Origin of the sequence: Klebsiella sp. LY, assembly GCF_004010915.1 — a bacterium.
Taxonomy (GTDB): domain Bacteria; phylum Pseudomonadota; class Gammaproteobacteria; order Enterobacterales; family Enterobacteriaceae; genus Klebsiella; species Klebsiella quasipneumoniae.
In genome coordinates this window covers 2,331,030-2,355,435 of the sequence record NZ_CP022444.1, presented here as the reverse complement: position 1 = coordinate 2,355,435, position 24,406 = coordinate 2,331,030, and the positions used below count along the sequence as shown (strand labels likewise).

Here is a 24,406-nt window from a genome sequence, read left to right as displayed (position 1 = left end):
CAGAGGGCAGCATGGTCTGTGAAACAGTATAGAGACTCGTCACTGGAAAGGCTTTGCTTTTTGTCATTTATTGTTACCTTCCAGCGTTTCAGATAGCGCCAGCTTAATCGGTTCAACAGCGAAGGTCAGACCCTTTTCACCATGATCTGCCACCACATAGCGCACAGCGCCCTCGGTGTCGGAGAAGTAGCGTTTGCCTTTGCCGGCAGTCAGCAGTTTCTGCAGTTTTTGCTGGCTCTGCGCCGGGCTAAGGGTGGGCACGAAGGCGCGGATCATGGCGCTCATATACTCCAGCGCTTTGGCCTTCGCCGCCTTTTGCTCCGGCCCCTGGATCGGCAGCCAGGTGATCTGCATGGATTTGATCTTCAGCGTGCCGCGCTCCAGCGCGGTGGAGGCGTAGAGATTTTCGTTAATCTTGCTGGCGGCGCGGGTCAGGTTAGCCCGATCGCGGCTGGTTGATATGGAACGGAATTCATTCAGAGGCAGCTTCGGGTTATCGGCGTTAAATTTTTCCCGGAACTGGCTGATCGACAGGTCAAAACTCGGCGCGCCGGCGAGCAGGTAGGGGGCAGCGGTCGTCGATTCGCTTTCTGCGGACAACGCATGCGGGCCGACGGCAAGGCCCATCAGCCCACTGAAACACAAGATTGTCCACTTCTTCATGCCCGTCGTTCCTTTTTTTGCCTGCTGACGATTAAATCGGGAAGCGCGGCGCTTGTCAAAAAGTCACGACGCCAGGGTAAACTACGCAGACGATGATGATAAGGAAAAACGCATGACCCTACAGCAGTGGTTATTCTCAATTAAAGGGCGCATTGGCCGCCGCGATTTCTGGATCTGGATTGCCATTTGGCTGGTGACCATGAGCGCGCTGTTCACCCTGGCAGGCAGCAATCTGCTTAATCTGCAGACGGCGGCGTTTATTATTGTCTGCCTGCTGTGGCCGACGGCGGCGGTGGTGGTGAAGCGGCTGCACGATCGCGGCAAATCCGGACTGTGGGCGCTGCTGATGATTCTGGCGTGGATGCTGCTGGCGGGGAACTGGGCGATGCTGCCGCAGGTCTGGCAGTGGGGCGTCGGGCGCTTTGTGCCGACGCTGATTATCGTCATGATGCTGATCGACCTTGGGGCGTTTGTCGGCACCCAGGGCGAGAATAAGTTCGGCAAGGAGACCCAGGACGTGCGCTGGAAAGCGGACGCCTGATTACCAGTAGTGCTCCGCCGTCATGTGGCCCGGCCGGCGACGCAGATGTTTGGTCATCTGCCGGGTCTCTTTTAACAGCTGTTGGGTATCGCGTACCATCTGCGGGTTGCCGCACAGCATCACATGGCTGGTGTCGCGGGTCATCGGCAGGCCGACCGCCTCCTCCAGCGCCCCGGTTTCAATCAGGAACGGCACCCGGCCGGTCAGCGAGCCTGCCACGGTTTCGCGGCTGACCACCGTCTGGATGCGTAATTTGCCGGCGTAGCGCTGCTCAAGCTCGCGCATCAGCGGCAGATAGCTCAGGTCCGCGGCGTAGCGCACGGCGTGGACCAGCACCAGATGATTAAATCGCTCAAGATCTTTGCCTTCCTGGAGAATCGACAGATAAGGCCCGAGGGCGGTGCCGGTCGCCAGCATCCACAGAGTATCGCAATCCGGTACTTCCTCGAGGACGAAGAAGCCAGCCGCTTCGCTCACTACCTGGACCTCATCGCCCGGTTTCAGCGCCGCCAGACGCGGGCTCAGCTTGCCTTCCGGGACGGTGACCAGATAGAACTCGAGATCGGGATTGCCGGGGGCGTTGACGTAGGAGTAGGCGCGCTGCACGCGTTCGCCGTCGATTTCCAGCCCGAGCTTGGTAAATTGCCCGGCGGTAAACGGATGGACAGGCGCCCGCACGTATAAACTGAACAAGGCGTCCGTCCAGTACTCCACTTTTGTCACTTTGCCGCTAACCCAGTCCGCCATCGTCTTCTCCCGTTGCCAAGCGATGCCTTATCTTCGGCCCAGACGGGCAAGATTTCCACCCCGCAGGTGCAAGAAAGCTCTATTGATCAAATATAAACGAAGAACAGGACAACCGCCCGCGGACGGTTGCCTGGAGGAGAGAAAGCGGTATTACAGGATGTGCTGCTGGACGTCCGGATCTTTACGGTCGAGGTAATGAATCGACTGGATCCGACGGATGGTGCGCGACTTGCCGCGGATCAGCAGCGTCTCGGTGGTGGCCATATTGCCCTTACGGGTGATGCCGTCCAGCAGATCGCCTTTGGTGATGCCGGTAGCGGAGAAGACGACGTTATCGCTGCGTGCCATTTCATCAAGGCGCAGCACTTTACCCGCTTCGATGCCCATGGTTTTGCAGCGCGCCAGCTCGTTTTCACCGATGCGGCGATTCTCTTCGCTGTCGCCCTTCACGTGGTGACGAGCCAGCAGGCGGCCCTGCATATCGCCGTCGAGCGCGCGGATCACCGCGGCGGAAACCACCCCTTCCGGCGCGCCGCCGATGCCGTACAGCACGTCCACTTCGCTATCCGGCATGCAGGTAAGAATGGAGGCCGCGACGTCGCCATCGGGAATGGCGAACACGCGCACGCCCAGCTGCTGCAGCTGAGCAATCGCCGCATCGTGGCGCGGTTTCGCCAGCACGGTGACGGTCAGCTCGCCCAGCGGCTTGTTCAGCGCGCGGGCGATATTGCGCAGGTTCTCTTCCAGCGGCAGATTGAGATCGATAGCGCCTTTAGCGCCTGGGCCGACAATCAGCTTTTCCATATACATATCCGGCGCGTTGAGGAAGCAGCCTTTATCGCCGACCGCCATCACTGCCAGGGCATTAGCCTGGCCCATCGCCGTCATCCGGGTACCTTCGATGGGATCGACGGCGATATCCACCGCATCGCCCTGGCCGGTGCCCACTTTTTCGCCGATATAGAGCATCGGCGCTTCATCGATTTCGCCCTCGCCGATGACGATGGTGCCGTCGATATTGACGAGGTTAAGCATAATGCGCATGGCGTTAACCGCTGCGCCGTCGGCGGAGTTTTTATCGCCGCGGCCCAGCCATTTATAGCCCGCCAGCGCGGCGGCTTCGGTGACACGCGAAAATTCGATGGCCAGTTCTCGTTTCATAATCCACTCATTGTGTAGAAAGATTGCCCGCAGCGCGGCAAAAGCGCGCTACGCGTTGGAATAGCGTTCGGTTTCCGGCATCCAGCGCTCGATCAGCGCCTGGGCCTGCAGCGGATAGCGTTCATGAATGTGACGCGCAATGCGCTGAACGTCGGGGATCATCGCCTGATCGCGCAGCAAATCCGCCACTTTAAACTCAGCGTTGCCGGTCTGGCGGGTGCCGAGCAGCTCACCGGGACCGCGAATTTCAAGGTCTTTCTGGGCGATGACGAAACCGTCGTTACTGTCACGCAGCACCTGCAGGCGTTTCTGCGCCGTTTTAGAGAGCGGCGATTTATAGAGTAGCACGCAGTGGGAAGCGACCGCGCCGCGCCCGACGCGCCCTCTGAGCTGGTGCAGCTGCGCCAGACCCAGACGTTCCGGGTTTTCGATAATCATCAGGCTCGAGTTCGGTACGTCGACACCGACTTCAATGACCGTCGTGGCCACCAGCAGATGCATTTCGCCCTGCTTGAAAGCCTGCATCACCGCCTGCTTCTCCGCCGGTTTCATCCGCCCGTGCACCAGACCGATATTCAGCTCCGGCAGCGCCAGCTTGAGCTCCTCCCAGGTCGCTTCCGCCGCCTGGGCCTCCAGCAGATCGGACTCCTCAATCAGCGTACAGACCCAATACGCCTGGCGGCCTTCGTGGGTGCAAGCGTTGCGCACGCGGTCAATAATATCGCTGCGCCGGGTGTCCGGGATAGCGACGGTAGTCACCGGGGTTCGGCCCGGCGGCAGCTCGTCGATAACCGAGGTATCGAGGTCGGCGTAGGTGGTCATCGCCAGGGTGCGCGGGATCGGCGTGGCGGTCATGATCAGCTGATGCGGGTGGAAACCTTGCTGCTGACCTTTCTCCCACAGCGCCAGCCGCTGGTGTACGCCGAAGCGGTGCTGTTCGTCGATGATCACCAGCGCCAGGCCGTTAAACTGCACCTGTTCCTGGAAGATGGCGTGGGTGCCGACAATCATCTGCACCTCGCCGCTGGCGATAGCGTCCTGCTGCGCCTGGCGTGCTTTGCCTTTCTGTTTGCCCGCCAGCCAGCCGACCTCAATGCCCAGCGGTGCAAACCAGCTGCGGAAGTTGTTGGCGTGCTGCTCGGCGAGCAGTTCGGTGGGCGCCATCAGCGCCACCTGTTTGCCGTGGGCGATAGCGCGCAGAGCGGCCAGGGCGGCGACCAGCGTTTTACCGGAGCCAACGTCGCCCTGCACCAGGCGCATCATCGGCACGTCCAGCGCCATATCGCGCTCGATCTCGGCGGTGACCCGCGCCTGCGCGCCGGTGGGCTTAAAGGGCAGAGAGGCCAGCAGCTGATTTTTCAGGGTATCGTTGGCGCCGAGCGGCAGGGCGTGATAGCGCTGGGCGCCTGCCCGTAGCGCCAGCATGCTGAGGTTGTGCGCCAGCAGCTCTTCCAGAATCAGGCGCTGCTGCGCCGGGTGCTTGCCGCTTTCCAGCTCGCTAAGTTGCAAGGAGGGAGGCGGACGGTGCAGCGTACGCAGCGCCTCCGGCAGGCTCATCATCCCCTGCGCCAGCTCCGGCGGCAGGAGTTCGCTAATTGCGCAGGTCTCGAGCAGCTCGAGCGCCTGATCGGTGAGCTTGCGCAGGGTCGCCTGCTTAATGCCTTCGGTAGTCGGGTAGACCGGCGTCAGGGTCTCCTGCAGCTCCGGGGTGCTCATATCGCCCTGGACGCGGTATTCCGGGTGGATCATTTCGGCGCCGTACTTCCCGCGTTTGGCTTCACCGTAGGCCAGCACTCGTCGACCGGTCGCGAGGCTGTTTTTCATCGCCGCGTTGAAGTTGAAAAAGCGCATGGTGAGGATGCCGGTGCCATCGCTGATCTGGCAGGTCATCATTCGGCGGCCGCCGAAGGTGATATTGCTGTTGAGCACTTCGCCTTCCACGGTGGCATAAACGCCGGGAAGCAGATCGGCTATCGGGTAAAGATGGGTGCGATCTTCGTAGCGCAAAGGCAGGTGCAGCAGCAGATCCTGTACCGTATGCAGGCCGATCTTCGCCAGCTTGCTGCTCTGCGCAGCCCCGACGCCGGTGAGTGAACTGAGCGGAACGGCATCTAACAGGCGGCCTGACATCGGGTTTACCTCGCAGCCTGCATGGTGGCCCACCACGCGGCATCGGCTTCCACTTCGCCCTGCTCGTTAACGTGGGGGTAAGGCAGCCCTTTTTGTCTCGCGACGCGGGCCAGCACCGGATAGCCGCCTTCAAACAGCAGGCGCTGTTGCTCTTCCGGCGGCAGCATGCTGTTGGCGCGTTGGTACATCCCGGCATTCTGTCGCTGCCGCTGGGCTTCATACAGGATCAGCGCCGAGGCGACGGAGACGTTCAGCGACTGCACCATGCCGATCATCGGGATAATAATGTCCTGATCGGCCAGGGCCAGCGCTTCCTGAGTGATGCCGGTTTTCTCCTGACCCATCAGGATGCAGGTTGGGCGCGTATAGTCGATTTCACGGAAATCGATGGCTTTGTCGGAAAGATGGGTGGCGAGGATTTGCATACCCTGGCCTTTGAGGTGGCCGACGGCATCTGCGATGGTACGGTGGGTTTTCACCTGCACCCAGCTGTTGCTGCCCGCGGCGGCGGAGGCCATGGTGCGCATCCGGCTGCTCGGCCAGACCGCGTGCACCTCGTGTACGCCAACGGCGTCTGCGGTCCGGATGACCGCAGAGACGTTATGGGGCTTATGGACCTGCTCCATGCAGACCGTCAGGTCAGGCTGACGCCTGGCGAGCATCTCGCAGATACGCGCATAACGCTGTGAATTCATTACACTTCATCCTTCGAATTACCTCTTTAGTCGCTGCGGATCACGCGGCCCATCCCTGAGCCTCTCCCCTGACGGGGCCTGCAAGCAGCGTTCAAATCTGCTCCCGGCAGATTTGTCATTCGCTTGCTGCCTTGATGCAATTCGAATGTTTTGTCTAAAAGCTAATTTCGGTTACGGGTGACTTTAATCACGTCCGGCATGACGCGGATTTTGCGCATGATATTCGCCAGATGCACGCGGTCGCGGGCGGTCAGGCGGATAAAGGCGCTGTATACGCGGCCATCTTTCTCTTCCGTATTCAGACTCTGGATATTGGAAGAGGCGGTGTTGATCGCCGCCGTCAGGTTAGCCAGTGCGCCCTGGTGGTTAAACATATCCACCTTGATCTCCGTAATGAACTCCTGAGCGGTCTCTTTATCCCACTCAACCGCCATAAATTTCTCCGGCTCTTTCTGGTAGCCGCGGATGTTACGACAGGATTCATGATGGATAACCAGCCCTTTGCCGGGACTGACGTGGGCGATAATCGGGTCACCGGGGATCGGACGACAGCATTTGGCAAAAGTGATCAGCACGCCATCGGCGCCTTTGATCGGTAGATGGCCGTGGTTCGAGGCATTGGCCGGCACCGGAGCCGCAGCGGCTTCGCCCTGCTGCAGGTTTTTCGCCACCACCACGCTCATGGCGTTGCCCAGACCGATCTCCGCCAGCAGATCGTCGAGCGAGGCCAGCTTCATCCGGTCGAGCTCGCGCTGGATATTCTCCGGCGGGATCTCGGCGAGTTTGCGGCTACCGCCCAGCGCGTGGTTGAGCAGACGACGGCCAAGGCTGACCGAGTCATCGCGCTTGAGGTTTTTCAGCAGCTGACGGATCTTGGCGCGCGCCTTCGAGCTGACGACAAAGTTCAGCCAGGCGGCATTCGGACGTGCGCCCGGCGCGGTAATAATTTCGACAGTCTGACCGCTGGAGAGCGGCTGCGACAGTGGATAGGGCTGGCGGTCGACGCGCGCGCCGACGCAGGCATGGCCGATATCGGTATGCACCGCATAGGCGAAGTCCACCGGCGTGGCGCCAGCGGGCAGTTCGACAATGCGCCCTTCCGGGGTGAAAACGTAAATCTCATCGGGGAACAGATCGGATTTAACGCTCTCAATAAATTCAAACGAGCTGCCGGCGCTCTGCTGCAGCTCCAGCAGGCTCTGCATCCAGCGCTGGGCGCGGATTTGCGCGGTGGTGCTGCTTTCGCCGCCGTGCTCTTTATAAGCCCAGTGCGCCGCGACCCCCATCTCCGCCATCTGGTCCATGTCTTCGGTACGAATTTGTACCTCGACCGGGACGCCGTGGGGGCCGATCATCGAGGTGTGCAAAGACTGATAGCCGTTCGCTTTCGGAATGGCGATGTAATCTTTGAAACGACCTGGACGCGGTTTATAGAGGCTGTGCATCTGGCCAAGCACGCGGTAGCAGACATCGGCATCGTGGACGATAACGCGGAAGGCGTAGATATCCATGATCGAGTGAAAACGCTGCTCTTTGAGCACCATTTTGCAGTAGATCGAGTACAGATGCTTTTCGCGACCGCTGACGCGGCAGGGGATCCCTGCTTCCTGCAAACGCCCTTCGATTTCCGAGAGGATCTTTTGGATCATCTCTTTACGGTTGCCGCGCGCCGCTTTGACCACCTCTTTAATGACGCGGTAGCGGTTCGGGTACAGCGCCTCAAAGCCCAGCTCTTCGAGCTCAGTTTTGATGTGATGGATACCTAAACGGTGCGCCAGCGGGCTGTAGATTTCCAGCGTTTCGCGGGCGATGCGGCGGCGTTTATCCGGGCGTAGCGAGCCCAGGGTACGCATGTTGTGGGTGCGGTCGGCAAGCTTGATGAGGATGACGCGGATGTCCTGCACCATCGCCATGATCATTTTGCGAAAGTTTTCGGCCTGTGCCTCTTTCTTATCGCGGAACTTGAGCTTATCAAGTTTCGATACCCCCTCTACCAGTTCGGCGACGCTTTTACCAAAAAGCTGTTCCATGTCCTGGTAGGTGGCGGGAGTATCTTCAATCACATCATGCAGCAGCGCGGCCATCAGCGTTTCGTAGTCGAGCTTCATCTCGGCCAGAATACAGGCTACCGCGACCGGGTGCGTGATATAAGGTTCACCGCTTGAACGTGTCTGACCCTCGTGAGCGTCACGTGCAACGAGATACGCCTGCCGCAGACGTTTGATCTGGTCTTCCGGCAGGTAGTTTTGAATCAGCTGATTCAGGCTTTCAAACAGATACAAGGGCGACCCGCTGTGTGATTAACGACGACCTTCAGCAATCGCGGTAACGGCTTGTAATTCAGCGGCTTCCTGCTCTTGCTGTTCCTGGCGCTCACGTACGTCGAGGATCTGGTTGTTGATCAGACCTTCTTCGATTTCGCGCAGTGCGATTACGGTGGTTTTATCGTTTTCTTCCGGTACCAGCGGATCCTTTCCGCCTACCTGCATCTGACGAGCGCGACGCGCGGCGACCAGTACCAGGTCAAAACGGTTACCAATTTTCTCTACAGCGTCCTGAACAGTTACGCGTGCCATACTTAAAATGCTCCACAGGTGAAGAAATGACTGGGCATGATACTGAATGTGGGTTCAGTCTGCCAATAGTTTGGTGATTAAAGCGCCATGTCGCTGCTTTTGGCGGCTCATGCGCAGACGTTCAGCGCGGATGATATTTTTCAGGTCGCTCAGGGCGGTGTCAAAATCATCGTTCACAATCAGGTAATCATATTCGGCGTAATGGCTCATTTCCGCAACGGCCTGGGCCATTCGTTTCGCGATCACCTCTTCGCTGTCCTGGCCGCGGCCGCGCAGGCGACGGTCCAGTTCATCTTTTGACGGCGGCAGAATAAAAATGCTGCGTGCGCCCGGCATGCTTTTACGGATCTGCTGCGCGCCCTGCCAGTCGATATCGAGGAAGACATCAACACCGGTCGCCAGCACCTGCTCGATCGCTTTACGCGACGTGCCGTAATAGTTGCCAAAGACCTCTGCATGTTCCAGAAACGCGTTTTCGCCAATCATCGAGCGGAATTCGTCGTGATTCACGAAGAAATAGTGTTCGCCGTGCACTTCACCCGGACGCGGCGCCCGCGTGGTATGGGAAACCGATACCTGGGTGTCATACAACGGTTGGGTTTTTAATAAAGCCTGAATCAGGCTGGATTTACCCGCGCCGCTAGGGGCGGAAACAATATAAAGCGTGCCTTGAGCCATGAGTGTCTTTTGTATGTGGTTATCGAAAGAGGTCCTACATACGAGCCTATTATACACGTCGCCGCGGCGTGACGCAGTCCTTGTCACACTTTTTGCCGCTGTTTCTTTCATTTTGCCTGCCGTTTTCCTGAATTCGCCAGCCGTTGCTGCAACGAGGTGCAAATCCTGGAAGGCGCTTCGCAGGGTGAAAAAGCCCCCGTCGCGGTTTCCGGTATTCTGCCGCAGACTCTCCGTCAGGTGCTGAAGGAGGGAACTGCAATGCGTAAAGGAGGGGGGTGGCTGGCGATAGGGATGTTCTCTGCCAGCGCGCTGGCGACGTGCCCGGACTGGCCGCCGGCTAAAGGCAGACAGGAGATGGCACGTCTTCATCAACAGATTGACGCCTGGAACGAGGCTTACTGGCGACAGGGCGCCAGCGAGGTGAGTGATGACGTTTACGACCAGCTCACCCAGCGCCTGACGCAGTGGCGGCAATGCTTTCCGGGCGCGACGCCTGAGGAGGACGGTCTGTCTCCACCGACCGGCGATACGCGTCATCCGGTCGCCCATACCGGCGTACGCAAGCTGGCGGATGAAGCCAGCCTGGCCCGCTGGATGAAAAATAAAACCGACCTGTGGATACAGCCTAAGGTGGACGGCGTGGCGGTAACCCTGGTCTATCGCCAGGGGCATCTGGTTCAGGCTATCAGCCGCGGGGATGGCCTGCGCGGTGAGTTGTGGACCGCCCGAGCGCGGCAGATCCCGGCGCTGGCGAAGCTGACGACCGGCGAACTGGCCAACAGCGTGCTGCAGGGGGAGCTGTTTCTGCGTCGGGAGGGGCATGTTCAGCAGCAGGCTGGCGGAATGAACGCGCGGGCGAAAGTCGCCGGGTTGATGATGCGGGCTGACGCGGCGGCGCCCCTCAGCCAGCTGGACGTTTTTATCTGGGCCTGGCCAGACGGTCCGTCGGATATGCACCGTCGTCAGAAGCTGCTGGCGCAGGCGGGGTTTATCTACAGCGGACAATACACCCATCCGGTGACGCGTGTTGAGCAGGTGGCGGAGTGGCGCCAGCGGTGGTATCGCTCGCCGCTGCCCTTCGTCAGCGATGGCGTGATTGTGCGTGAAGGGCGCGAACCGGCGGGGCGCGTCTGGTCACCGGGAAAGGGCGAATGGCTGGCAGCCTGGAAATATCCTCCGGCATCGCGGGTGATGGAGGTGCGGGCGATCCATTTCAGTACCGGCCGCAGCGGTAGAGTCAACGTAGTGGCTGAGCTTGAGCCCCAGCGACTGGATGACAAACGCGTGCAGCGGGTTAACGTTGGCTCTGTGGCCCGCTGGCAGGCGCTGGATATTGGGGTTGGCGATCAGCTGCAGATCAGTCTGGCAGGTCAGGGTATTCCACGGATCGACGCGGTCGTCTGGCGGATGGCCGAGCGCCTTAAACCGACGCCGCCGGCGGCCAAATTCAATGCGCTAACCTGTTATTTCGCCACCCCTGAGTGCAGCGAACAGTTTCTTTCCCGGCTGGTCTGGTTGTCATCAAAGTCGGCGCTGGATATCGATGGCGTAGGGGAAAACGTATGGCGCGCCATTCAGCGGCAGCACCCGATGGAGCATCTTTTTTCCTGGCTGGCGCTCACGGCGGAGCAGCTGCAGGCGATGCCTGGGATCTCGGCCGCCCGTGGGCAGCACCTCTGGCATCAGTTTGATCTTATTCGTAAACGGCCTTTTATACGCTGGGTGCTGGCGATGGGGATCCCGGTGCCCCAGGAGGCGCTGGCGCAGCCTGGAAATGAAAACTGGCGCCTCCTCACGGCAAAGAGTGAAGCGCAATGGCGCACGCTGCCGGGCGTGGGGGCGATCAGAGCCCGACAGCTGGTGGCTTTCCTGCATCACCCTGACGTGGCGGCGCTGGCGCAATGGCTTAGCGGGCAACGCATCCCCGGGTTTTGAGGCGGTTAGTGGGCGTCGTGGGTGTAGTGGAAGACCGGTAGCCCGAGCTTCCAGCGCAGCGCCAGCATGCGGGCGGTAAAGCCGAACAGCAGCGTGGCCAGGACCACCACATCGTGGCTGCTAACGTAATGTTGCAGCGCTATATAGAGTACCGCTGCGGCAAACGAGATCCCGGCGTACAGCTCTTTCTGGAAGACCAGCGGAATGCGTTTGCAGAACATATCGCGCAGTACACCGCCAAAAACGCCGGTGATGACCGCAGCAATAGAGGCGATAACCGGCCCTTCTCCCATATCCAGGGCGATTTGCGCACCGATGATGGAAAATACGATCAGCCCCAGCGCATCCAGCACCAGGAAAAGCCGGCGCAGGTGCGGCATTACCGGGGCGGCAATTGTGGTAAGGACGGCGGCGACGGCGACAATAATGACGTATTCCGGATGCTTCACCCAGCCGAGAGGATAGTGTCCCAGCAGGATATCGCGAACGGAACCCCCGCCCAGTGCGGTCGCGGTGGCGATAATAATGACGCCGAACGTATCCATCCGCCGACGACCGGCAGCCAGCGCTCCGGTCATGGCTTCCGCGGTGATACCGATTAAATACAGAACATGAAGCAGCATAGATCCCCCCAGACAGTGGCCGGCAGGTTAACGATTTGTGCGCAGGATCACGATTGATATTTTCTAAAGTGAAGTCATTAGGCCAGGAAAAAGTAATGACAACATGGCTTACATTGGCTTTATTTGGCGGTTAAGTATTATTTTTTTGAATTTTTACAGATTAGAAAAAGTAATGACTTATTTCCGATCGGTTATCTATATTGAAAACGCTAAGAATACCTAATGTTTAAGTCCCGACCTTTATCCTTTTATTTTCTTTCTCGAGGAGATGAGAAAATGCGTGTCGCCGCCGGGAGCAAACATTCTCTGACTCGCCTGTTGGCCGTGGTATTAACCGGGATTCTGGCCGGTCTGTCCGGCATGGTTTTGGCACTGATTTTACACGCCATTCAGCACCTGGCTTTTGGCTACAGTTCCGGGCAGATCGTCGGTTCGGTGTCATTTTTACAGGGCGTCACGGCGTCGCCCTGGCCACGTCGCATCGCGGCAATCGTGGCCGGCGGCATCGTCGCCGGATTTGGCTGGTGGCTGCTTGGTCGCTATGGGCAGAAGCGGGTTTCCATTGCCGCGGCGGCGGCTAACCCTTCCGTCCCTATGCCCGCGGGCACCACGACGATCCACGCCCTGTTGCAGATCGTCACCGTAGCGCTGGGTTCCCCGCTTGGCCGCGAAGTGGCGCCGCGGGAAATGGGCGCGCTGGGAGGGGGGATGGTGGCGCGTAAGCTGAGCCTGCTGGAGGATGACACCCGCACGCTGATTGCCTGTGGGGCGGGCGCGGGCCTGGCGGCGGTGTATAACGTCCCGCTGGCAGGGGCGTTGTTCACCCTCGAGGTCATGCTGCTGTCGTTTAGCTGGGAAAAAACGCTGGCGGCGATAATGACCTCGGCGATTGCCGCCTGGACGGCCACCCTCGGGTTAGGGGATGAATCGCAATACCATTTTGTTTCCAGCGCGCTTCCGCACACCTTTCTCTGGTGGGCGATTCTGGTGGGCCCGATTCTGGGCACCGGCGCCTGGCTCTTTCGCAAAGCGACCAACGCAGCGCGTTCACGCGTGCGAAGTAACTGGCAGATGCCAGTGTTCTGTCTGCTGGCGTTTTCACTTCTTGCCGTCCTGAGCCTCTGGTTCCCTGCGCTACCGGGCAATGGCAAGGGGCCGATGCAGCTGGCGCTCAGCGACGGGCTGCCTCTCTCCATGGTCGCGATCCTGTTAGGGCTGAAGATGGTGGTGATCCTGGCGGTGCTGCGCGGCGGCGCGGAGGGCGGGTTGCTAACCCCGGGGCTGGCGGTGGGCGGGCTGGCCAGCCTGCTGCTCTGCGCGCTCTGGCAATCAGGGTTCCCCGGCGGAGATGAAAATAGTTTCGCCCTGGTGGGAGCAGCCGCTTTTCTCGCCGCCTCCATGCAGATGCCGCTGACGGCGGTGGTGCTGGTGATGGAATTCACCCACATGGATCACAGCTATCTGGCCCCGACGCTGCTGTGCGCGGCAGGGGCGTTTTTGACCTGCCGGGTACTGGATAAGAAATATTGCTTTTGAAATGGATGAAAAAAGGCCGGTAAACCGGCCTTCAGAAAGGTATCTGAGATTACTCGATATTCTGGATCTGCTCGCGCATTTGCTCGATCAGCACTTTCAGCTCAATCGCGGAGTTGGTGACCTCGGCATTGATCGATTTTGACGCCAGGGTGTTCGACTCACGGTTGAACTCCTGCATCATAAAGTCGAGACGGCGACCCACGGCCTCTTTCTTTTTCAGAATGTTGTAGGTCTCTTTCACGTGGGCTTCGAGGCGGTCCAGCTCTTCGGCAACGTCGATACGCTGCGCCATCAGCACCAGCTCTTGCTCGAGACGGTTATTCTCCAGCTGCACTTCCGCATCCTCCAGCTTGGCGACCAGACGCTCGCGCTGCCACTGGAGAATTTCCGGCATATGAGCGCGAACTTTCGCCACTTCGCCGCTCACGCCTTCAAGACGCTGCTCGATAAGCGCTTTCAGCGCCTGGCCTTCCGTTTCGCGAGCGACGATGAAGTCATCCAGCGCGCCGTCAAGGGCTGCCAGAATGTCGGCGGCGATGGCGTCAAGATCCTGCTCTTTGGCGGCCATCACGCCCGGCCAGCGCAGGATATCAACCGGATTGATTTCCCCTTCATCGCTCTGCATTTTCACCCAGTTGGCAGCGTTAACCAGCTGTTTAGCCAGCTTTTCGTTGAGAATGAGTTCGCCCTGAGCGCTGGGGTCTTGTTCAAAACGCAGGGTGCATTCGACTTTACCGCGAGTCAGGCGGGCGCGAATGCGCTCGCGTACCACGGGCTCCAGGCTACGGAACTGCTCCGGCAGGCGGAAGTACGTTTCCAGATAGCGCTGGTTTACCGAGCGCAGCTCCCATGCGGCGCTACCCCAGTCACCCTTGATTTCACGGCGGGCATAGGCGGTCATACTGCGGATCATAGTCGTTCCTGTTTTTAAAGGAGAGTGGGGAGGATTATAGCTTTCGAGGCCTTATCAGGATAGGAATAAGCGCCTTTAATCCGTATAATGCGCAGCCACATTCGTTTCAAGCCGGAGATTTCTATCATGCGTCCAGCAGGTCGTAGCGCCAACCAGGTGCGCCCCGTCACCCTGACCCGTAATTACACAAAACACGCTGAAGGCTCTGTGCTGGTTGAATTCGGTGATACCAAAGTGCTGTGCACCGCCTCCATTGACGAAGGCGTTCCGCGTTTCCTGAAAGGACAGGGACAGGGGTGGATCACCGCTGAATATGGCATGCTGCCGCGTTCAACGCACACGCGTAACGCGCGTGAAGCGGCAAAAGGCAAACAGGGCGGCCGGACGATGGAAATTCAGCGCCTGATCGCCCGTGCGCTGCGCGCGGCGGTTGATCTGAAAGCGCTGGGCGAATTTACTATCACCCTCGACTGCGATGTGCTGCAAGCCGACGGCGGCACCCGCACCGCGTCTATTACCGGTGCTTGCGTGGCGCTGGCCGACGCGCTGAATAAGCTGGTGGCGGCCGGCAAGCTGAAAACTAACCCGATGAAAGGGATGGTGGCGGCGGTCTCTGTTGGGATCGTTAATGGCGAAGCCATCTGCGATCTGGAGTACATCGAAGACTCTGCCGCGGAAACCGACATGAACGTGGTGATGACCGAAGATGGTCGCATCATTGAGGTGCAGGGTACGGCAGAAGGCGAGCCGTTCACCCATGAAGAGCTCCTCACTCTCCTGGCGTTAGCCCGAGGGGGGATCGAATCCATTATTACGACGCAGAAGGCGGCGTTAGTAGATTAGTTTTTAAGGCGACTGAGAAGTCGCCTTTTTTTTGACCGTAAAAAAGTAAGATGAGGAGCGAATCCATGAAGCCGTATCAGCGCCAGTTTATTGAGTTTGCGCTAAGCAAGCAGGTTCTTAAGTTTGGCGAGTTTACGCTGAAATCCGGGCGTAAGAGCCCCTATTTCTTTAACGCCGGCCTGTTTAACACCGGGCGCGATCTGGCTCTGCTGGGCCGTTTTTATGCCGAGGCGCTGGTGGATTCCGGGATTGAGTTCGACCTGCTGTTTGGCCCGGCCTACAAAGGGATCCCGATCGCCACCACCACCGCGGTGGCGTTAGCCGAACACCATGACCGCGACCTGCCTTACTGCTTTAACCGTAAAGAGGCAAAGACTCACGGCGAAGGCGGCAATCTGGTCGGTAGTCCACTGCAGGGGCGGGTCATGCTGGTGGATGACGTGATCACCGCCGGTACGGCGATTCGCGAATCCATGGAGATCATCCAGGCCAACGGCGCGCAGCTGGCGGGCGTGCTGATCTCCCTGGATCGTCAGGAGCGCGGCCGCGGTGAAATCTCCGCCATTCAGGAAGTGGAGCGGGATTACGGCTGCCAGGTTATCTCGATCGTAACCCTGAAAGAGCTGATCGCTTACCTGGAAGAGAAACCGGAGATGGCGGAACACCTGGCGGCCGTTCGCGCTTATCGCGAAGCCTACGGCGTGTAACGAAAAAGCCCGGTAAGCAGAGCGCTACCGGGCAATGCAAAGAAAACTACTGCAGCTGTGCGGCGACCAGCGGCCAGCGGGCGTCGAAATCATCCGTCGGACGGTATTTGAACTCGCTGCGCACAAAGCGCGACAGCATGCCCTCGCAGAAGGCGAGCAGCTGGCTGGCCAGCAGCGTTTCGTCGAGCGTGTAGCCTTCGCCTTCGCGCATTTTTTTCTCGCGCATCACCTGACGCAGCTGCACTTCGATGCGTTCAAAAAGCTGGTTGATACGGCCCTGCAGCCGGTCCTGTTCGAACATCAGCGCGTGTCCGGTGAGGATGCGCGTCAGCCCAGGATTACGCTCGCCAAACCCAAGAATCAACAGAACAATCAGGCGCAGGCGCGCGGACGTGTCCTTCTCATCTTTCAGAATCAAATTGATGCGCGTAATCAGACTGTCTTCAATGAACTCGATCAGGCTGTCAAACATGCGGGTTTTGCTGGGAAAATGGCGATACAGCGCGGCCTCAGAGACGCCGACGGAAGCTGCCAGTTTCGCGGTGGTAATACGTTGACTACCATCGCTGGATTCCAGCATTAGCGCCAGAGATTGAAGTATTTCTTCGCGACGATTCCGTTTCGCAGTTTGCTTTTCTGCCATGTTTTAAAATACCCCTGAAAATAAGCACTTGTCAGGCAGACATCCACAACGCGACCGCAAACCAGAGTTTGCGGTGGTGTTATTGCATTATGCGCGTTGGGATGCAGATTCCGTGTTGCTGGGCCTATTTGCGCCCTGAGTGACCGAAGCCGCCTTCGCCGCGGTCGGTGGCATCGAAAGATTCCACCAGGTTAAATTCCGCCTGCACGACCGGCACAAAGACCATCTGCGCGATACGTTCGCCCGGCTCGATAACAAAGCTCTGCTGACCGCGGTTCCAGACGGACACCATCAGCTGCCCCTGGTAATCGGAGTCGATAAGGCCCACCAGGTTGCCCAGCACCACGCCATGCTTATGACCCAGGCCGGAGCGCGGCAGGATCACCGCCGCCAGAGAGGGATCGGCGATATGAATCGCAAGGCCGGTCGGCAACAGCGTGGTTGCGCCCGGCGCAAGCTCTACGGCGTCGTCGAGACAGGCTCGCAGGTCAAGTCCGGCGGAGCCGGAGGTGGCATAGGTCGGCAGCGGAAATTGCTGGCCGACACGCGGGTCCAGAATCTTAACGTCGATTTTTTTCATCATAACGGGTCACGATCTCGTCGAGTAATAATTGGCCCAGGAGTTCCTTGCGCTCAAGTGGTAAGCGCTTTTCCCCATCCTGCCAGAAAAGGTGTAATGCGTTACTATCGCTGTTAAAGCCCTGATTAGGCTGGGAAACATCGTTGGCGCAAATCAGGTCGAGGTTTTTGCGGGCACGTTTTTGCCGCGCATATTCTTCCACATTATTCGTTTCGGCGGCAAACCCAACGACGTAGGGGCGATGCGATTTTAGCGCTGCAACCCCGGCCACGATATCCGGGTTTTTAACCATTTTTATTGTTAATTCATCACCTTGTTTTTTTATTTTATCTTCGGCGATGGCGGCGGCGCGGTAATCCGCCACCGCGGCGCAGCCAATAAAAATGTGCTGCTGTTGAGCGCCGGCCTGGACGGCCGCTTCCATTTCCAGCGCGGTAGTGACATCAATACGCTGCACAAAGGGCGGTGTCGGAAGCGATACCGGTCCGCTGACCAGGGTCACGTTCGCGCCGCGCTGTGCGGCGGCGGCGGCAATCGCGAAGCCCATCTTACCGGAGCTGTGGTTAGAGATGTAACGCACCGGATCCAACGGCTCACGGGTCGGGCCCGCGGTAATCATGAGGTTGAGATGTTGCAAATCTTTGACAGGGGAGGCGAAATGCTGTGCAACCATCTCCACGATGGTTAACGGATCGAGCATTCGCCCCGGACCAATGTCGCCGCAGGCCTGGCTACCGCTGTCCGGTCCCCACAGCAGCAAGCCGCGGGAAGCGAGCGTCTGCAGATTATGCTGGGTGGCCTGCGCGCGATACATCTGCTGGTTCATGGCGGGCAAGACGGCAACCGGAGAAGGGGTGGCAAGACAGATCGTCGACACCAAATCGTTAGCCATGCCGGCCGCCACGCGGGCAATCAAATCGGCGGTCGCCGGGGCGAGGATCACCAGGTCGGCCCATTTTCCGAGCTCAATATGGCCCATGGCCGCTTCCGCCGCCGGATCGAGCAGGCTATCGGAAACCGGATAGCCGGATACCGCCTGCAGGCTGAGTGGGGTGATGAACGCTTTTGCCGCCTCCGTCATTGCGACACGCACTTCCGCGCCGCGTTCACGCAGTCGCCGCACCAGTTCCGGGGTTTTATACGCCGCGATACCGCCGCTGACGCCCAGGACGATTTTTTTACCCGCCAGAGTCATCATGATGTATTCCTGTTGCCGTAGACCAGAATCCGCGCATCTTATCACAATCCTGACGTGGTCGTGCCTCTGACGGGCATTCACTTTGCGAGCGGCTACGCAGGGTGAAAAGCGGCGCGTCGGCAGCGCCGTCAGGTTGTGCCAGGATAGGCTGATTCACGCAGGAGGGCGCATGGACGGAACGGAAAATCTGATGCCACGGGAGAAGATGCTGCAATTCGGCATCGAGGCGCTGACGGATGTTGAGCTACTGGCGCTGTTTCTGCGCATTGGCACACGCCGTCAGGATGTGCTGAGCTACGCCCAGGCGTTATTGCAGCGTTTTGGTTCGCTCTACGCTCTGCTTTCCGCTGATAAAGCGCAACTGGTTGCCGTTGACGGGCTGGGGCTGGCGAAATATGCGCAACTGAAGGGGATTGCCGAGCTGGCGCGGCGCTATTTTAGCTCGCAACTGGTTGAGGAGGCCGCGCTGGTCACCCCCTCGATGACGCGGGAATTTTTGCAAAGCCAGCTGACGGAAGAGGAGCGCGAGATCTTTATGGTGATCTTTTTAGATAATCAGAACCGCGTGTTGAAACATAGCCGCCTTTTTTCTGGTACTCTTAGCCACGTTGAGGTGCATCCGCGAGAAATTGTACGCGAAGCCATCAAAGTGAACGCCGCCGCCGTGATCCTTGCGCATAATCATCCCTCCGGTAGTCCGGAGCCGAGTCAGGCTGACAGGCTGATTACCGAAAGGGTGGTAAAGTGTTGTCGATTCATGGAGATACGTGTGCTTGACCATCTGGTTATCGGCCGCGGTGCGTATGTATCTTTTGCCGAACGTGGCTGGATTTAGCCCCGAACTGGCGATCCTTCGGGATCTTTGTCTGTTCGGGACTTGAGCACATCGCCGAGTCAGCGTATACTACGCCACCTTTGAGAATCTCGGGTTTGGCATTTGGGCCTGGCAGTCGAGAGTTCACATTGAACTGCGATGACCAGGCTGTAAAGCCTGACGAGGCGCCAATACCCCATACGAAGCTCGAGCTAATTTGATTTTTGGAGAATAGACATGTCCCGAGTCTGCCAAGTTACTGGCAAGCGTCCGGTGACCGGTAACAACCGTTCCCACGCACTGAACGCGACTAAACGCCGTTTCCTGCCGAACCTGCACTCTCACCGTTTCTGGGTTGAGAGCGAGAAGCGTTTTGTCACCCTGCGCGTATCTGCTAAAGGTATGCGTGTAATCGATAAGAAAGGCATCGATACAGTTCTGGCTGAACTGCGTGCCCGTGGCGAAAAGTACTAAGTACTTAGAGGAAATAAATCATGGCTAAAGGTATTCGTGAGAAAATCAAGCTGGTTTCTTCCGCTGGTACTGGTCACTTCTACACCACCACGAAGAACAAACGTACCAAACCGGAAAAAATGGAACTGAAAAAGTACGATCCGGTTGTACGTCAGCACGTTATCTACAAAGAAGCTAAAATCAAATAATTTTAGCCTCCTTGTATAAAAACCCCGCTCCGGCGGGGTTTTTTGTTTTTAAAACTCCCCCATATTGCTTTCACACACTCCCTTTTCAGCCACCTGTCCGTGAAGCACAATACGCCGGGTTAATGGAGGAAAATCATGCCTGAATTACCAGAGGTTGAAACCAGCCGTCGCGGCATTGAGCCGCACCTGGTTGGCGCCACCATTCTGCAGGCCGTCGTGCGCAAAGGACGGTTGCGCTGGCCGGTTTCCGAAGAGATTTATCGCCTGAGCGACGTTCCGGTGCTCAGCGTGCGACGTCGCGCCAAATATTTGCTTCTGGAACTCCCGGACGGCTGGATCATCGTCCATCTTGGGATGTCGGGGAGCCTGCGCATCCTGAGCGAAGAGCTGCCTGCGGAAAAACACGATCACGTTGATCTGGTTATGAGTAACGGTAAAGTCCTGCGCTATACCGATCCGCGCCGCTTTGGCGCCTGGCTATGGACCAAAGAGCTGGAAGGCCACCCGGTGCTGGCGCATCTGGGGCCGGAACCGCTAAGCGATGCCTTCAACGCCGACTATCTCCAGCAGAAATGCGCGAAGAAGAAAACCGCGATCAAACCCTGGCTGATGGATAACAAGCTGGTGGTGGGCGTCGGCAATATCTACGCCAGTGAATCGCTGTTCTCCGCCGGGATCCACCCTGACAGGCTGGCGTCCTCGCTGTCGCGGGACGAGTGCGAGCAGTTGGTGAAGGTGATTAAGCTGGTCCTGCTGCGCTCGATAGAGCAGGGCGGCACCACGCTGAAGGACTTCCTGCAAAGCGATGGCAAGCCCGGTTATTTTGCCCAGGAGCTACAGGTCTATGGCCGCAAGGGCGAACCCTGCCGGATCTGCGGCACGCCGGTCGTCGGGACCAAGCATGCCCAGCGGGCGACCTTTTATTGCCGCCAGTGTCAGAAATAGTCACCGGAACAGGAATGATTGTCGGCCAGGTCAGCGAAACTGCGGGTGCGCATCTGGCGGACCCGGGGCGTTTGTAGGCCAGGTAAGCGCAGCGCCACCTGGCATCAAGACAGAGACAGAGCCGGTGTGGATGGCCCAGCAGCGCAGCGCCAGCCCGCGTGGCTCACGCCCCAGCAGATGCGTTACTTCAGCTTATTCAACAGCGCCTGGTGGACGTTGGCTGGCAGGAAATGAGAGACATCGCCCTGGTGGCGCGCGACTTCCTTCACCAGCGAAGAGGAGATAAACGACCACTCTTTGCACGGCATCAGGAACACGCTCTCAAGGGTGGGCATCAGATGGCGATTCATATGGGCCAGCTGCATCTCATACTCGAAATCCGCCACCGCCCGCAGGCCGCGGATCAGGATGTTGGCCTGCTGCGCGCGCGCGAAGCTGGCCATCAGGTCGCTGAAGCCGACCACCTGAACGTTCACCAGGTGGGCCGTCGCCTGCTCCGCCAGCGCAATGCGTTCATCAAGGCTGAACATCGGCTTTTTGCTCGGGCTGGCGGCAATAGCCAGCACCACTTTATCGAACATGCTCGCCGCGCGGGTGACAATATCGATATGGCCATTGGTGATGGGATCGAAGGTACCCGGATAGATCGCTTTTGTGCTCATGATGACTCTTTCTCCGAGTAGCCGTGGCTCAGCGCCCACAGCTCGGTATATTTTGTAAACGTATACTGCGCGTTGACCATCGCCAGTAACCAGCCCTGCTTACCGTCCAGCACCCCACCGCGCAGCAGCAGCGTTTTCAGGAACGCCCCCAGCGTATGGCTGAATATCCCCGCCATCGAGGTCTTCTTGCCCTTCTGATGGCGTTCCAGCGCCCACGCGGCGGCATACGCCAGCTGTTTTTGCTGGAAGCCAGCGAAGTCGCGGCACGTCAGATGCAGGAGATCGCCGGTCAACGGAATGACCTCGGCGCCCAGGCTATCCAGCGATTCATGGACCAGATTATCGTTATAGCGGTAACGGGCGCGTTCGTACAGGCGCAGGACGCGATCGGGGTACCAACCGCTGTGGCGCATAAAGCGTCCGAGAAAATAGTTACGCCGGGCGATGCTGTAGATGGCGCTGCGCTGCGGGGCTTCCAGTACCTTAAGAATAGCCTGCCTGAGTTCTGGCGTGACGCGCTCATCGGTATCGATCATCAACACCCAGTCGCCGGTGGCGTAGTCCTGCGCGCGCTGGCGCTGAATGCCATAGCCTCGCCAGTCGGTATGGATATAGACCTGCGCCCCGAGGCGGCGAGCCAGCTCGACGGTGCTGTCAGTACTGCCGGAGTCGAGGACGATAATTTCATCCGCCCAGCTAACGGAGTCCAGACAATCCGGCAGCAGGTCCGCTGCGTTTTTGGCGATCATCACCACGGAAAGCCGGTTAGACATTAATGACTCCGCTGCGGCAGGTAAGGTTGCAGTAACTGTAGCAGACGCGACAGCGCGCCCTGGTTCTGGTGCAGCACTTCCACCGCGTGACGGCCATACCACAGGCGGTAGTCTTCATCGGTCAGGAGCGTGGAAACCTCTTTGACCAGCGAGTTCGCGTCGGTGACGGTGATCAGGCCATCGTCCTGCTGCAGCTTGGCGCAGATATCTTTGAAATTGAAGGTATGCGGCCCCATCAGCACCGGAATGGCGTGCGCCGCCGGCTCGAGCGGGTTATGGCCGCCGCGCTCCACCAGGCTGCCGCCGACGAAAGCGAGGTCGGCAATGCCGTAGAGCAGCATCAGTTCGCCCATGGTATCGCCAATAACCACCTGGGTACTGGAGGAGGGGATCTCGCCGGTGCTGCGTAGAGTGAAGCTCATTCCGGCTTTTTGCACCATGTCGCGGGCGTCAGGGAAGCGCTCCGGATGGCGGGGAACAAGGATCAGCAGCAGGTTTGGAAAGGTCTCCAGCAGCTTTTTATGCGCCTGGAGGATAATTTGCTCTTCGCCATCGTGGGTGCTGGTGGCAATCCAGACTTTGCGGTGCGGCGCCCATTGCCGACGCAGCGTCACCGCGCGCGCCGCCAGCTCTGGCGTAACGGAGATATCGAATTTCAGGCTGCCGGTGACCGCCAGCTGATTGCGCTTCAGTCCCAGCGCGAGGAAGCGGTTGCCATCTTCTTCATTCTGCGCGGCGATAAGCGTAATACGGCTCAACAGGCGGCGCATAAAGCCGCCCAGTTTGGCATAGCCTTTGGCGGAACGTTCGGACAGGCGGGCGTTGGCAATCACCAGCGGGATCTTACGCTTATGCAGCGCGGCCACCATGTTCGGCCACAGCTCGGTCTCCATGACGATCACCAGCTTCGGCTGAACGGTGTCCAGGAAGCGGTTCATAGCGCCGGGCAGATCGTAGGGCAGATAGACGTGATGGACATCTTTGCCGAAGGCCGACATGGCGCGCTCGGAGCCGGTCGGCGTCATGGTGGTGACGGTGATCGGCAGAGAAGGGTAGCGGTGGCGCAGGGCGCGAACCAGCGGAATGGCGGCTAAGGTCTCGCCGACGGAAACGGAGTGCAGCAGAATGCCATCCGGCTCTACCTTGTTCTGACAGAAGCCATAGCGTTCCGCCCAGCGTTTACGGTAGGCAGGAGCCTTACGACTGCGCAGCAGCAGCCGCAGCCACACCAGCGGCTGAATAAGGTAAAGTAGGGTGGTATAAAGCAATTCCAAACTATTTATCCGTTCTCTGTTTTGGCGGGCAAATTCTAAGCATTTAGCCCGCGTAAAGCTATCTCTTTGGCGGAAACAGCGGGTTTTTGGTCTATCCCGCGTGGCGATAACGCTTAATACGCAGATAACGGCGTCCCAGGCGCCAGCGTAAACGGAAAGTACAGGCGTTTTTCCAGATTAACCCCCAGATACCGCGGTCGAAGAATTCTTTAATAATAACATGCTTTTTCGACTCATCTTTCATGCTGTCGAAGGTGTGGATGATCCCCAGGCCTTCTTTGGCGATCTGCCAGCGACAGGCGGCGATATGGCGCACTTTATCCGGGTAACGCTGGTTGATCGCCTCCAGCATCTCCAGAATTTTCATGTAATGGCGCGCCGAACGCATCAGCGTGTCGTCGTTGTCCGGCTTATGCGATACCGACTCAGAATGGATGTAGTAATCATAGAATTGCTGACTGGTGTACTGCACGCGCTCCGCGGCCAGCAGCGCCTCGGTGGTCCACGGGATATCCTGATGGCGCAGGCCGGGCTCGAAATGGAAGTGATGCTGGCGGATAAAATCGTGGCGATAGATATTGAGCCAGGTGACGTGCAGAAATTTCCGCGAGTCCAGGGCCTGCTTGAGCCAGACATGGCCCGGCAACACGCCGGTCGAGGGCAAGCGATCCAGCGGGAAGATCGGGTGGCTCTCGCGGCGCTTTTCGTACACGTAGGTGCCGTTGCAGGTGGCGACATCGAGATGTGCTTTCTCGGCCATTTCCAGCAGCGTGCGATACATGCCCGGATAGAGTTTATCGTCGATGTCCGGAAACGCGAGGTACTTGCCGCTGGCGGCGGCGAGGCCGGTATTACGCGCGACCGAGACGCCCTGGTTTTCCTGCTCCAGCACCTGGACGTTCTGCAGCCGATCCCGCCATTCGGCGATCACCGCCAGGCTGTTGTCCGTCGACCCATCGTTCACCAGGATCAGTTCATAGCTGTCCAGCTGCTGCTGTTCAATGCACTCAAAGAATTGCGCAAGAAATTTCTCACCGTTGTAGACGGCAGCCACGATGCTCAGTAAAGGCGTTTGACTCATAAATCTTCGATCCTGGTTAACTAACG

The 24,406-nt window shown here is 58.7% G+C and carries 26 protein-coding genes; 9 read left to right on the top strand and 17 right to left on the bottom strand.

The features are described 5' to 3' along the window. Positions 1–63 precede the first annotated feature (63 nt). Positions 64–663, bottom strand: a complete 600-nt coding sequence (locus CE636_RS14390) for a YiiQ family protein (protein ID WP_017900062.1) — start codon at positions 661–663, stop codon at positions 64–66. 112 nt (positions 664–775) lie between these two features. Here CE636_RS14390 and CE636_RS14385 point away from each other — a divergent pair, with 112 nt between their 5' ends. Continuing rightward, the gene (locus tag CE636_RS14385) at positions 776–1,204 is read left to right on the top strand and encodes a DUF805 domain-containing protein (RefSeq protein ID WP_004173894.1); all 429 of its coding nucleotides are present in this window, start codon (positions 776–778) and stop codon (positions 1,202–1,204) included. Here the strand turns inward: CE636_RS14385 and fpr are convergent, their stop codons facing one another. From fpr to gmk, 7 genes are all read right to left on the bottom strand, one after another. After that, positions 1,205–1,951: a ferredoxin--NADP(+) reductase gene (fpr, locus tag CE636_RS14380; protein WP_004205086.1), complete on the bottom strand. Its 747-nt coding sequence runs from the start codon at positions 1,949–1,951 to the stop codon at positions 1,205–1,207. It lies immediately after the preceding gene. 150 nt (positions 1,952–2,101) lie between these two features. After that, positions 2,102–3,112 (bottom strand): class II fructose-bisphosphatase, encoded by a 1,011-nt coding sequence (glpX, locus tag CE636_RS14375; RefSeq protein WP_004205085.1) that lies wholly within the window; start codon positions 3,110–3,112, stop codon positions 2,102–2,104. A 48-nt stretch (positions 3,113–3,160) separates the two neighbouring features. Next, on the bottom strand, positions 3,161–5,242 hold the full coding sequence (gene recG, locus CE636_RS14370; protein ID WP_017900061.1) for an ATP-dependent DNA helicase RecG: 2,082 nt from the start codon (positions 5,240–5,242) through the stop codon (positions 3,161–3,163). Positions 5,243–5,247: 5 nt separating this feature from the next. Continuing rightward, a complete protein-coding gene (trmH, locus tag CE636_RS14365) occupies positions 5,248–5,937 on the bottom strand; it encodes a tRNA (guanosine(18)-2'-O)-methyltransferase TrmH (RefSeq protein ID WP_017900060.1) in 690 nt (229 codons plus the stop codon). Between the two features lie 161 nt (positions 5,938–6,098). Then, entirely contained in the window at positions 6,099–8,219 is a 2,121-nt protein-coding gene (spoT, locus tag CE636_RS14360) for a bifunctional GTP diphosphokinase/guanosine-3',5'-bis pyrophosphate 3'-pyrophosphohydrolase (protein ID WP_004205080.1), read from the bottom strand. Positions 8,220–8,237: 18 nt separating this feature from the next. Next, on the bottom strand, positions 8,238–8,513 hold the full coding sequence (rpoZ, locus tag CE636_RS14355; RefSeq protein WP_000135058.1) for a DNA-directed RNA polymerase subunit omega: 276 nt from the start codon (positions 8,511–8,513) through the stop codon (positions 8,238–8,240). Between the two features lie 54 nt (positions 8,514–8,567). Next, positions 8,568–9,191, bottom strand: coding sequence for a guanylate kinase (gmk, locus tag CE636_RS14350; RefSeq protein ID WP_002922664.1), 624 nt, complete (start codon positions 9,189–9,191; stop codon positions 8,568–8,570). Positions 9,192–9,449: 258 nt separating this feature from the next. On the opposite strand from gmk, the gene ligB reads away from it, so the two are divergent. Then, positions 9,450–11,126 carry an NAD-dependent DNA ligase LigB gene (gene ligB, locus CE636_RS14345; RefSeq protein ID WP_017900059.1) on the top strand — a complete coding sequence of 559 codons (1,677 nt, stop codon included), beginning with the start codon at positions 9,450–9,452 and terminating at the stop codon, positions 11,124–11,126. A 5-nt stretch (positions 11,127–11,131) separates the two neighbouring features. On the opposite strand, the gene CE636_RS14340 is transcribed toward ligB, so the two are convergent. Continuing rightward, a complete protein-coding gene (locus CE636_RS14340; protein ID WP_002922654.1) occupies positions 11,132–11,749 on the bottom strand; it encodes a trimeric intracellular cation channel family protein in 618 nt (205 codons plus the stop codon). Positions 11,750–12,025: 276 nt separating this feature from the next. Here CE636_RS14340 and CE636_RS14335 point away from each other — a divergent pair, with 276 nt between their 5' ends. Continuing rightward, on the top strand, positions 12,026–13,285 hold the full coding sequence (locus tag CE636_RS14335; RefSeq protein WP_017900058.1) for a chloride channel protein: 1,260 nt from the start codon (positions 12,026–12,028) through the stop codon (positions 13,283–13,285). A 49-nt stretch (positions 13,286–13,334) separates the two neighbouring features. On the opposite strand, the gene CE636_RS14330 is transcribed toward CE636_RS14335, so the two are convergent. Further along, positions 13,335–14,198 (bottom strand): YicC/YloC family endoribonuclease, encoded by an 864-nt coding sequence (locus CE636_RS14330; protein ID WP_002922636.1) that lies wholly within the window; start codon positions 14,196–14,198, stop codon positions 13,335–13,337. 126 nt (positions 14,199–14,324) lie between these two features. On the opposite strand from CE636_RS14330, the gene rph reads away from it, so the two are divergent. Then, complete coding sequence (rph, locus tag CE636_RS14325) at positions 14,325–15,041, top strand: ribonuclease PH (RefSeq protein WP_004205074.1); 717 nt, start codon at positions 14,325–14,327, stop codon at positions 15,039–15,041. A 65-nt stretch (positions 15,042–15,106) separates the two neighbouring features. Next, complete coding sequence (pyrE, locus tag CE636_RS14320) at positions 15,107–15,748, top strand: orotate phosphoribosyltransferase (protein WP_004205073.1); 642 nt, start codon at positions 15,107–15,109, stop codon at positions 15,746–15,748. Between the two features lie 46 nt (positions 15,749–15,794). Here the strand turns inward: pyrE and slmA are convergent, their stop codons facing one another. From slmA to coaBC, 3 genes are all read right to left on the bottom strand, one after another. Further along, complete coding sequence (slmA, locus tag CE636_RS14315) at positions 15,795–16,391, bottom strand: nucleoid occlusion factor SlmA (RefSeq protein WP_004205072.1); 597 nt, start codon at positions 16,389–16,391, stop codon at positions 15,795–15,797. A gap of 124 nt (positions 16,392–16,515) precedes the next feature. Next, positions 16,516–16,974, bottom strand: coding sequence for a dUTP diphosphatase (dut, locus tag CE636_RS14310; RefSeq protein ID WP_017900056.1), 459 nt, complete (start codon positions 16,972–16,974; stop codon positions 16,516–16,518). Further along, positions 16,952–18,166 (bottom strand): bifunctional phosphopantothenoylcysteine decarboxylase/phosphopantothenate--cysteine ligase CoaBC, encoded by a 1,215-nt coding sequence (gene coaBC / locus CE636_RS14305; RefSeq protein WP_025999222.1) that lies wholly within the window; start codon positions 18,164–18,166, stop codon positions 16,952–16,954. Before coaBC ends, dut begins: the two co-directional genes overlap by 23 nt. A gap of 172 nt (positions 18,167–18,338) precedes the next feature. Here coaBC and radC point away from each other — a divergent pair, with 172 nt between their 5' ends. The 4 genes from radC (at position 18,339) to mutM (ending at position 20,590) form a co-directional block, all read left to right on the top strand. Next, the gene (radC, locus tag CE636_RS14300) at positions 18,339–19,004 is read left to right on the top strand and encodes a RadC family protein (RefSeq protein WP_017900054.1); all 666 of its coding nucleotides are present in this window, start codon (positions 18,339–18,341) and stop codon (positions 19,002–19,004) included. A gap of 216 nt (positions 19,005–19,220) precedes the next feature. Further along, entirely contained in the window at positions 19,221–19,457 is a 237-nt protein-coding gene (gene rpmB, locus CE636_RS14295) for a 50S ribosomal protein L28 (protein WP_000091955.1), read from the top strand. Between the two features lie 20 nt (positions 19,458–19,477). Beyond that, a complete protein-coding gene (gene rpmG, locus CE636_RS14290; protein ID WP_002922510.1) occupies positions 19,478–19,645 on the top strand; it encodes a 50S ribosomal protein L33 in 168 nt (55 codons plus the stop codon). A gap of 135 nt (positions 19,646–19,780) precedes the next feature. Continuing rightward, a complete protein-coding gene (gene mutM / locus CE636_RS14285; RefSeq protein ID WP_017900053.1) occupies positions 19,781–20,590 on the top strand; it encodes a bifunctional DNA-formamidopyrimidine glycosylase/DNA-(apurinic or apyrimidinic site) lyase in 810 nt (269 codons plus the stop codon). A 182-nt stretch (positions 20,591–20,772) separates the two neighbouring features. Here mutM and coaD read toward each other — a convergent pair whose 3' ends face one another. The 4 genes from coaD to CE636_RS14265 all read right to left on the bottom strand — a co-directional run bounded on the left by coaD (position 20,773) and on the right by CE636_RS14265 (position 24,380). Beyond that, positions 20,773–21,252, bottom strand: a complete 480-nt coding sequence (gene coaD, locus CE636_RS14280) for a pantetheine-phosphate adenylyltransferase (protein ID WP_004205067.1) — start codon at positions 21,250–21,252, stop codon at positions 20,773–20,775. After that, complete coding sequence (locus CE636_RS14275) at positions 21,249–22,025, bottom strand: glycosyltransferase family 2 protein (protein WP_017900052.1); 777 nt, start codon at positions 22,023–22,025, stop codon at positions 21,249–21,251. The genes coaD and CE636_RS14275 overlap by 4 nt, the downstream gene beginning before the upstream one ends. Then, positions 22,025–23,299: a lipid IV(A) 3-deoxy-D-manno-octulosonic acid transferase gene (gene waaA / locus CE636_RS14270; RefSeq protein ID WP_004205065.1), complete on the bottom strand. Its 1,275-nt coding sequence runs from the start codon at positions 23,297–23,299 to the stop codon at positions 22,025–22,027. The genes CE636_RS14275 and waaA overlap by 1 nt, the downstream gene beginning before the upstream one ends. 91 nt (positions 23,300–23,390) lie before the next feature. Then, a complete protein-coding gene (locus CE636_RS14265; protein ID WP_017900051.1) occupies positions 23,391–24,380 on the bottom strand; it encodes a glycosyltransferase in 990 nt (329 codons plus the stop codon). Positions 24,381–24,406: the final 26 nt, after the last annotated feature.

Excerpts from the sequence above, each read along its gene's own strand:
- trmH (WP_017900060.1), bottom strand. The coding sequence starts at position 5,937 with ATGAATTCACAGCGTTATGCGCGTATCTGCGAGATGCTCGCCAGGCGT.
- mutM (WP_017900053.1), top strand. The coding sequence starts at position 19,781 with ATGCCTGAATTACCAGAGGTTGAAACCAGCCGTCGCGGCATTGAGCCG.
- coaBC (WP_025999222.1), bottom strand. The coding sequence starts at position 18,166 with ATGACTCTGGCGGGTAAAAAAATCGTCCTGGGCGTCAGCGGCGGTATC.
- glpX (WP_004205085.1), bottom strand. The coding sequence starts at position 3,112 with ATGAAACGAGAACTGGCCATCGAATTTTCGCGTGTCACCGAAGCCGCC.
- CE636_RS14275 (WP_017900052.1), bottom strand. The coding sequence starts at position 22,025 with ATGTCTAACCGGCTTTCCGTGGTGATGATCGCCAAAAACGCAGCGGAC.
- CE636_RS14265 (WP_017900051.1), bottom strand. The coding sequence starts at position 24,380 with ATGAGTCAAACGCCTTTACTGAGCATCGTGGCTGCCGTCTACAACGGT.
- CE636_RS14385 (WP_004173894.1), top strand. The coding sequence starts at position 776 with ATGACCCTACAGCAGTGGTTATTCTCAATTAAAGGGCGCATTGGCCGC.
- CE636_RS14340 (WP_002922654.1), bottom strand. The coding sequence starts at position 11,749 with ATGCTGCTTCATGTTCTGTATTTAATCGGTATCACCGCGGAAGCCATG.
- radC (WP_017900054.1), top strand. The coding sequence starts at position 18,339 with ATGGACGGAACGGAAAATCTGATGCCACGGGAGAAGATGCTGCAATTC.
- rpmG (WP_002922510.1), top strand. The coding sequence starts at position 19,478 with ATGGCTAAAGGTATTCGTGAGAAAATCAAGCTGGTTTCTTCCGCTGGT.
- dut (WP_017900056.1), bottom strand. The coding sequence starts at position 16,974 with ATGATGAAAAAAATCGACGTTAAGATTCTGGACCCGCGTGTCGGCCAG.
- rph (WP_004205074.1), top strand. The coding sequence starts at position 14,325 with ATGCGTCCAGCAGGTCGTAGCGCCAACCAGGTGCGCCCCGTCACCCTG.
- CE636_RS14330 (WP_002922636.1), bottom strand. The coding sequence starts at position 14,198 with ATGATCCGCAGTATGACCGCCTATGCCCGCCGTGAAATCAAGGGTGAC.
- rpmB (WP_000091955.1), top strand. The coding sequence starts at position 19,221 with ATGTCCCGAGTCTGCCAAGTTACTGGCAAGCGTCCGGTGACCGGTAAC.
- fpr (WP_004205086.1), bottom strand. The coding sequence starts at position 1,951 with ATGGCGGACTGGGTTAGCGGCAAAGTGACAAAAGTGGAGTACTGGACG.
- CE636_RS14390 (WP_017900062.1), bottom strand. The coding sequence starts at position 663 with ATGAAGAAGTGGACAATCTTGTGTTTCAGTGGGCTGATGGGCCTTGCC.
- recG (WP_017900061.1), bottom strand. The coding sequence starts at position 5,242 with ATGTCAGGCCGCCTGTTAGATGCCGTTCCGCTCAGTTCACTCACCGGC.
- gmk (WP_002922664.1), bottom strand. The coding sequence starts at position 9,191 with ATGGCTCAAGGCACGCTTTATATTGTTTCCGCCCCTAGCGGCGCGGGT.
- pyrE (WP_004205073.1), top strand. The coding sequence starts at position 15,107 with ATGAAGCCGTATCAGCGCCAGTTTATTGAGTTTGCGCTAAGCAAGCAG.
- coaD (WP_004205067.1), bottom strand. The coding sequence starts at position 21,252 with ATGAGCACAAAAGCGATCTATCCGGGTACCTTCGATCCCATCACCAAT.
- CE636_RS14335 (WP_017900058.1), top strand. The coding sequence starts at position 12,026 with ATGCGTGTCGCCGCCGGGAGCAAACATTCTCTGACTCGCCTGTTGGCC.
- rpoZ (WP_000135058.1), bottom strand. The coding sequence starts at position 8,513 with ATGGCACGCGTAACTGTTCAGGACGCTGTAGAGAAAATTGGTAACCGT.
- ligB (WP_017900059.1), top strand. The coding sequence starts at position 9,450 with ATGCGTAAAGGAGGGGGGTGGCTGGCGATAGGGATGTTCTCTGCCAGC.
- slmA (WP_004205072.1), bottom strand. The coding sequence starts at position 16,391 with ATGGCAGAAAAGCAAACTGCGAAACGGAATCGTCGCGAAGAAATACTT.